We start from the raw sequence: 8,809 nt of genomic DNA on the forward strand, positions 1-8,809 counted from the left end.
TATCAAGATCAACACTCGATAAGTGGTGGTCAATTAACTAAAAGCAGGCGGCCGTTATGCTCCGCAGAGCGGCCGTTCTAAAACGCATTTGCGACCGCTGGATGGCGCAAAATGCAGTTCACACTCACAGTCTCCTAATTCTTGACATATAGCCAGTTCCGCCCCTTCTTAATCTCACTCAAAGTATTTCACTTGAATTAATTATCACTAATTCTGCCGCAGATCTTATCAATGCAATTTCTAACATAAGTTCCTTCTTGTTTTCATATGGTCTATACTGATTAAAAATTTGCTCACTTTTGCTGTGCACAAGAGCATTTCTCGTTTCATAAATTCGAGTAGTTAAATTCGTATAAACTCCTTGAAAATCTGTCCAACCAATTTTTATTTTCTTTGATGTAATAAATGAGATCAAATTATTTTGGTAATAATCTATCGCTTGAGGATCAAAGCGCATGATATGTAGTTTTAATTCATTTATAGGAACATATTCCATTAAAACATACTTTAAAGATTCAAATTCATTTCCTTTCCCTGAATTATCATCATTACTCATATGTTTTTTTATATATTTAGCTAAATCATACACCTTCTCTTCATTCTTATATGAAAAATCGGGATGTGTTATCTTTTCCCTAATATCTTCTGTAAGTTTCTTTCTAAAAACTGCATCAAAATAATGTTCAATAATATGATAAAAAGAAATGTACATAGTAAAAGGATCCCTAGCTTCCATTGCCATAGTATAATAGTCAAGAACAGCTGAATTGTAAACTCTCTGTGGTGGAGAATCAATATTTTCACTTGAATATCTTAATACTGAATTTCCAATCAAATACATATCTTGTATATTTGTATATTCAGATATTGCCATATTTTTCTTATACATAAACTGAAACTCAAAAGAAGTAGCATAATTTCTCAATTGAGCTATTGCAACAGTTTTTGCAGAATTAACCTTAAGCGTATACGCTCTAAACAATTCTGGCAATAACTCCATTGAATCGTTTCTCTCAATATCACCTCTATTACGTCTCAACATTAAACGACTTTTATGTCTTAAATCTATATAACTTTTCCCTCTATTAACTTTACTATCTTGAAACACTGCATCTAATAAAAACATACAGTATGTCGAAGAAGCAGGGCCCACTGAATATGTAATACCATTTATTTGATCATTTATACACTCCAGTTCAACTATACTTCTTTCATATGGTCTAAAAAATTGAAGAGCAACTTCTCGATAAGTTGCTGTTGAAATTTCAAGTTTATCTAAAGTATAATTTTGCATATCATCATACGCTGCTTTTATATCATGATTATTAAAAATAATTTTTATATCCTCATCAAAATATGACGATATCTGCCAAACAATATCACAAGTTTCATCTATATCTGCATCGATAGCAAGAATATCTCTTAAACACTGTTTAATCTCTAAATAACTTGTCATTCTCCGTCTCTCTCCTTAAAAATACTTTCATTCCTAAAATATGGTTAAGGTTCGTGTACCTGCCCCCAATGCTCTGTCGAAGTTAAGGGTGTAGATGGAACTTTTTCTGGAAGTTCACAATTTTACATGCAATTTTGCATTTTCTAATGTTTTTTCTATTTCCTGGCTCCATCCTTTTACCTTTTCATAATATGGTGACATTGGATTTAATAAATACTCCTCCATGTGTTTTCTCATTATAGTAGCCTTTTCAATGTATATTGATAATTCTCTTTTATCAAATGCATCTCCAATTAACCAATATATTTCTGAAAATTTTCTCACGACCTTAAAAACATAATACAAATTATTTTCCGGATGTGAATAATACATTAAAATAGCATCCGTTGCATTTGTTATTGCATTTATTGCTTCATCTTTACCGCATTGATTTTTTAATAATTCATCATAACATTTTTCTACATAATATCGTCCCTGTACTGTTTTCACTTGAAATGGAATAAATAGGGGATTCTTTTTGGCTTCAATTAATGCATTATCAACACATTTTTTTACAAGATCAAATTTTTTCATATCAATATATGCCGATGCAAATTGTTCCCAAAAGAAAGTGTTATGTTTTGCAAATTTTGTATTGCGAATATCATTATAAAAATTTTCAATCAAAACTAATTTTTCTCTCTCATTTGATACGTTCGTAAAAAAAATAAATTGTGAATGCGATACCATGCTTTTCTGTAATTCCCTATAAGTCCGTCCTTCTTTTTTATCTGCGGAAAAGAAAGCCTCTTTCATTGTATATATTATATCTTCCGTTCTTATTACATTTTGAATCAAAGCCATTGATACAATTGAAGATCTTACATTAATTCCATTATCATTATCCTGTACAAATATTTCAGGTATAAATTCTATGTCATTCCTTCTAAGAGCTATATAATCAGCATTAAACAAATCTAATATTTCATAAAAATTCAAATCATAATTTGAAATATTTTTTAAAAGTGAAAAAATAATTACTTTTTTTACTTTTTCATTTTCTGTATTTTCTAACTCCTTATATAATCTTTCCAACTTCTGTTTTATACTTGAAGCTTCAAACAATTTCAATAATAAATTTGAAAAACTTGCTTTACAATCGTGTTTTATGAAATTAATAATTCCATTATACATTATATTATCATAAACTTTATCTGTTAATAATGAATTGTCTTCTAAAACCGTTGCTAATTTTCCAATTTCTTCTGTTTGTAATTGATTCAAATATAAAGGCTGTATGTCCTCAGAATAAATATGTAACGCTCTCTCCAATTGTTTACAGAACATCAAATTAACGCCATTTCTTGCAGATAAAAGAAATGTAATATTTTGATGTCCATATTGAGAAAACTTATTTAAAATTTCCAGATGCCCTGGATAATTATCAATTATAACAACACATCGTTTTCTCTCATTGCATATTGTTTCTATTTCTTGATCAATCAAATTATACCTATGCACATATGTGTATACCTTCACATCTTCTTTACGCAATTCATTTTCCACCATTTTAAGAAATACTGTCTTTCCATTTCCTAAATTAGATAAAGCGATAAATACTTTATTATTTCTATAATTTTTCAGGAATAAATCCATTGCCTTTCTATCAACTATATATGAATATTCTCCAGATTTATTTTTTAAATATAATTTATCGCATTCTTTCCCTTCCATATAAAATTGAAATATTTCTTCATATTTGGGTAAAATGCTAGATAAAGTTTCACGATACATATATTTAAAACTTTTATAAGAAAAATCTATACTTGAAATATAATCAGCCTTTACTTTCTCCGTTTCCTTACTAAATGCTTCTATTCCAATAGTATAGCAATTTCCATAATCCTCAAGCAAACCTTTTGATATTTCATCTAACCCCGGTGCATCAATAAAAACAACCTTTTGCGAAATTGCAGGTGCAGACAATAATCTCTTAATATCGATATCGAATTTCATTGAATACCCTATAATAATTATTGCCGAAGCTGATTCAAAATCATTAACCATAAATTCAAACCAGGGATTTCCTATCAATGTATCACAGGAATAACTTTTATCTGTAAGTTTAAACTCATCTTCTAGTCTATTTGCATTAAGGCGCTCAATGTATCCATTTATATGTACACATACATTATTTTTCTCTGTATACTCAAAATCATCAGATAATATCACAGCTTTTTTTCTTGTTGCAGTTCCACACTCAGCAGAACTCATTTCTATAACCTGATCATAATTTGTTGTATATACCCTCTTCCATGGCAATGCCATTATTTTTTTATGATATTCCGCAACCTTCAATATATCATATTGCTCTTTTAATTTATCAATCAGTTCATTAGCACCTTTCTTGTTTTTATAATAATTTGCAACTACTTCAAGTCCATGGTCTGAATTTTTATCCATTCCCATATCAAGCAACAATTTTTTCTTTAACTCATCCGCTGATGGAACTTGCCCTTGTATATTTTTAGCCCCATAAGAAAATCCTGCTCCTGCAAATAGAATTGCCTGACCATCTAGTATTTTTTCAATTGCTTCTTTTAATTTCATATTTTATCCTTTCCATTAATTATTTCAGAAAAATTTTATCTCTACTTTCGCGTACCTGACCCCAATTGCTTGACCCCAATTTGTTCCAGATGACGTGTTATTTACCATTTACGTATCAATGTTCAAGCCACTTACTAAAATCCCATTTTTATCACACATATAATACGATTTATATTAAATACTTTTTGATTATTCTAACCTTATCATATTATATTGCATCCTTTAAAAGAGAATCCAGATTTCCAACACCAGATTCTCCATATTAGACAAATAATATTATGCGTCCATCCCGCTAACTGTCAAGGTAGTTACCAAGAGACACAAGTTTTATAATAATTTCACAAAACTTTTATCTCTACTTTCGTGTACCTGACCCCAATGCTCTCCCCAAATCAGGCAGGCAGTAAAACATCTGTACAATAATGCGGAACCGCTTATGCAAGTTTACTTGCACGATGTTTTATATAAACCGCATACTTCTCTCATGGACATATCGTGTGCAACATCAATATTTGTAATGTTAATCTAATGGCCGTCGTGAGCAATACGATCAATTCCATCAGCTAATGGACTGGCATCACCACCAAGCTGCTTATACCATTCTTCAACTCCATACTAGAAACAGAAAATCGTAAATGATTTCTTGTGTCTCCAATGTATAAATTCAAATGTATCCTTCTATTCGATCTCAGTGGACTTCAGAAGAATCCATTCATCAAGAATGAATAACCATGGATTAATATATTTAGCCATGATTTTCCGATAGTTTTCTTCTGCCTTTGCTATTTCAAGATCAATGTAACCATTTACTTTATTTAATGTTTAAACTATATCTAACAAGTATCTTATCCTTTGCTTAGCTATTTTTCAATTTTTACTCTTCTTTTTTCATTAATTTCTCATATAATCGTTTTCCTTCCTCTATATCTGCTGTTTCTCTATTTTTCCGTATTATTTCATCAACTAAATTTTTTTGTAAATATTTTATTCCACATTTTAAAGAATCTTTTTTTCTTAATTGAATTACCTGTTCTATACATTTTCGAACTTTAATCGATTGAACTTCAGGAAGTTTTTCGTTTACTAATATCATATTTATATACTGAAATGTTTCTAACATTTCTTTTATATCCATTGATTGTATTATATTGATTGCCGCTCCGTAATATTTATTTATTTCCATTCTTTTTGCACTATTCAACATTGGATTTTTACTAACTACTTTTACAAAATTTTCTGATGCTTTATTCTTCTTTTGAATAAGCACTCCCAAACCTTTTTCTTCATCCATTTCTGTAATATATGAATCAGGTATAAAATGTGGATTCTTTAAAAAATTCGGTATTATAGGAAAATCCCTTTTTTTTGCACCCTCCTTCTCTTTTTTTATTTTTTCTATATCTAGGTTTCTTAAAGCATTTACATCCGATTCTTCATCAGTTTTTGATACAGAACCTCCAAGTATCCTAACTTCTACGCCATTTTTATCACTTATTTTTTTCCGTTTTTTCTTTGCAGATTGCTCTAAAATCACATCAGCTTCTACACTAATAGGAAACTTTTCATTTTCTGCATTTGTAACATTTTTTTCAACTCTTATTCTTTTTTTCTCATTATCTATTTGAGGCACATTCATTTTTATTTTCGACATTCTACTATTCACCCACTCTCTTTTCAGAAATATTTACAATTCCACTTAAAATATCTTTAAAGAAGATTATTTCAAATTCATTTCTTTTCAGATCCTCTATCCTATATTCAACTGATTTATCACTAGCTCGCTCATTAGTTTTCACTTCTATACAATGACTCGCGACTTTTTTACTTTCAATAATATAAAGCACCGGAAAAAAAGCATCATAGCCAACAGATGCAACTATATTATTTATTTGTTCAAAATCTCTCTTACTAATTATCCCATTATTTAATTTTACCCTCGCGCCATTTAAAATCCCAACCATATTATTATAAATATCATACATATGACGATCTTCTTTTGTAATCTGTTTTAAATAGCTTTTACATATTTCTGCCGGATTAGATGTTGATGGCTGTTCTAAAGAATTAAATTTTGTTGTACACCAAACAAAATGAACATCATTATAATATTCTATTGCTATTTTATAGGCTATATTTGTTCCTATTGAATATAAAATAGGATTTTTTTTTGCATCCAACCCCATATTCTTCTCCCCCTTATCATTTGCTATATTATCGATTATTTTTATATAACAAATTATATTTTTAATTAATTACTCTTTATTGTATTGACTCAATTTTTAAATTGACTTTTATCTTTATAATTTTCTTTATTCTCGTTGATATATATAATCCCTCTCAGATTTAATGCTACTTTCGTGTACCTGATTCTAATGATCGTCTCATCTATTGTCAATAGGCTCTTGCATAATGTATCTAACTTCCAATATTAATTATGACAACCATTGTTAAATCTGTTACTTTCCCAATCTTTTTATCCTATGTATAATTCATTTGGGATCTCCGATGTTTGATTGTTTTGTTTACACCCGCCAAAAGGCAGCTACCTCTTACCTTGAGGTTCTTTTTTATTAAATTGACACTTTTAATAAATTACAAAAGCGTTTCTTATTCTTTGCTATCAAAACAAGCTTTCGTGTACCTAACGCCAATAGCGGCACTTTCAGGACACACTATTTCCTGTTATGATGTCAGTACTGTCTATTTTTTTGATATATAGAGATATTAAAAGCAGGAGGAAAAAGCAGTTGCAGACAGTTCCAAAGATATCCAGCTTCACGAACTGAAAAACATGATCACAGACTTGAAAAATCTAATAAAAACCCTTCAAGCAACTGTCAATACTGGAAATAAACGTGAAGAAACTCTAACTACTTCTAAATCCCACATTAGTCCTCCATACTCTTTCATTTATCTTTCATAGATACACCTTGGTAAATACATTAACTCCTAAATTTTCTTTCTTTAAGATGCTTGATAAAATATCCAAATGCTAATGTTTTAAAGAAAAATTTTATACTTACATTCATATAATAAATGTAAGCACTCCATCTACCAAGAGATTCTAAATCTGTCACATTTCCTATAAGCCCATATTTTATCGCATTTCTGAACGGTAACATTCCATGATTATCAATATAATACAACAGAGAAATATCAACTGATACTTCTAAATAATTTATAAATAACAATATCATAGACCGTATAACATTTGCTGATGGTCTCTGAATATCAGATAGAAATATTAAACATAATAAATATGTAATTGTATCAAAAATCAAATATAGAGAAATACTACCACATACCTTATAATTTGTGTATTTCCACACATGTATCAACCCAGCAAGTATAAACGGAACAACTAATTTTATAACTGTAATGCTTTCCACTGCTCCCCGTCTTTTTTGCCAGTCAACTCCTCCCAACAGATCTTTTATAAATAATATCGGTATAAACACCATTCGTAACCATGCAATAAGTAATCTAAAATACTTAGCTACTAAAAAATATCCTCTAGATTCATCATACTTTTTAATATTACGTATATATCGAATTTGAGCTTCTACTGAATTTTGATACACAACTCTATGGTTTCTTTCAAAGTATTTTTTATATTGTTTTAAAATATTGTTAAAAATCATTAAATTACTTCTGTTCTCATCTTCATCCAATATACAAAATATGACTCTTTTTAATGCCATATAATTAAAATATTCTATATCCTTTTTCTTTTCATGCAATAGCTCATTTCCTATCGTTGCAACAGCGATACTCGCTGCCAGCTTAAATGGAATATTATAATTGCCTGAACCAATGATTGGAATAATCAAAGTTTCTATTTTTTGATTATCACATACGCTCTTCACTATATTTCGATAACACGCTTCCAATATACTAGTACATTTACTTGTGCATGCAACTTTTTTCCCTGGATAATCGTTTTCTTTTCCCACTACATGAATCACATAATCACAAAATTCATATCCTCTAGTTATTACAGCCTCTCCTCTTTTACAACGTATCTTTTTAATAGGCAAATCCGTTTCTGAATCAAGTTCTTTTCGAATTTTATCTCGAAATGTTCTTTCTGTTTCGTCGTTTTTAGCTTCTAATATTGAATCTATTGCTTCATGAATACTTGCGTCTACACCTCTATGCGAACTTCCCATTAGTGTCGGATTAGCTGCATTTACAACAGCTAATATTCCTACATTATTTCTATATTTTTCTACACAATCCACAATATTTCCAGAATATGTCATTAGCATATTTTGAATTAATTTTTCATCTATAAACTCTACAGACATCTTCACACTCTCTCCTTCAGGTTTTATCTAATACAAATTCATATTTTGTCTAATTTTCAATATAAACTTTAGAAAATATATTTGTATTTTGCCAGTTACATATTTTTATTAAAATACATCTCTTGATTAACGTATCATATAAAAATATTTACTGACATCAAAATCGCACTACTACTTCAGAAGTATAAACATCTGATTTTTACCGAGGATTCATATGAAACAAAAGAAATAGCCTGGAAAGATTCCTTTCTCCTTGATCGCTTATAGGCATAATTATAAAACATTTTTCACATGTACAATTTTCTTTTTCCTTATCCATAATCTTCAGTACGATAATTAATTTTTATATATAATTATCTCTTTCCTTTCTTCCTACCATTGTTATAAAACTCTTTTTATTATTGTACTACTTTTAATCTGTAATTTTATCTTTCTTCTATCGACATGTTTCTACATT

General features: G+C 29.4%; 5 protein-coding genes. All 5 read right to left on the reverse strand.

The window, feature by feature from the left end; translation table 11 throughout:
* Positions 1–178: 178 nt before the first annotated feature.
* The 5 genes from Q0F58_RS15245 to Q0F58_RS15265 all read right to left on the reverse strand — a co-directional run bounded on the left by Q0F58_RS15245 (position 179) and on the right by Q0F58_RS15265 (position 8,352).
* The gene (locus Q0F58_RS15245; RefSeq protein ID WP_294378377.1) at positions 179–1,456 is read right to left on the reverse strand and encodes a hypothetical protein; all 1,278 of its coding nucleotides are present in this window, start codon (positions 1,454–1,456) and stop codon (positions 179–181) included.
* A 114-nt stretch (positions 1,457–1,570) separates the two neighbouring features.
* Entirely contained in the window at positions 1,571–4,045 is a 2,475-nt protein-coding gene (locus Q0F58_RS15250; RefSeq protein ID WP_294378379.1) for an SIR2 family protein, read from the reverse strand.
* A gap of 874 nt (positions 4,046–4,919) precedes the next feature.
* Positions 4,920–5,696 (reverse strand): hypothetical protein, encoded by a 777-nt coding sequence (locus Q0F58_RS15255; protein ID WP_294378382.1) that lies wholly within the window; start codon positions 5,694–5,696, stop codon positions 4,920–4,922.
* A 4-nt stretch (positions 5,697–5,700) separates the two neighbouring features.
* Entirely contained in the window at positions 5,701–6,228 is a 528-nt protein-coding gene (locus Q0F58_RS15260; protein ID WP_294378384.1) for a hypothetical protein, read from the reverse strand.
* A 759-nt stretch (positions 6,229–6,987) separates the two neighbouring features.
* The gene (locus Q0F58_RS15265; RefSeq protein WP_294378386.1) at positions 6,988–8,352 is read right to left on the reverse strand and encodes a macro domain-containing protein; all 1,365 of its coding nucleotides are present in this window, start codon (positions 8,350–8,352) and stop codon (positions 6,988–6,990) included.
* Positions 8,353–8,809 lie beyond the last annotated feature (457 nt).

Source organism: uncultured Clostridium sp. (assembly GCF_934754915.1).
GTDB lineage: Bacteria > Bacillota > Clostridia > Clostridiales > Clostridiaceae > Clostridium.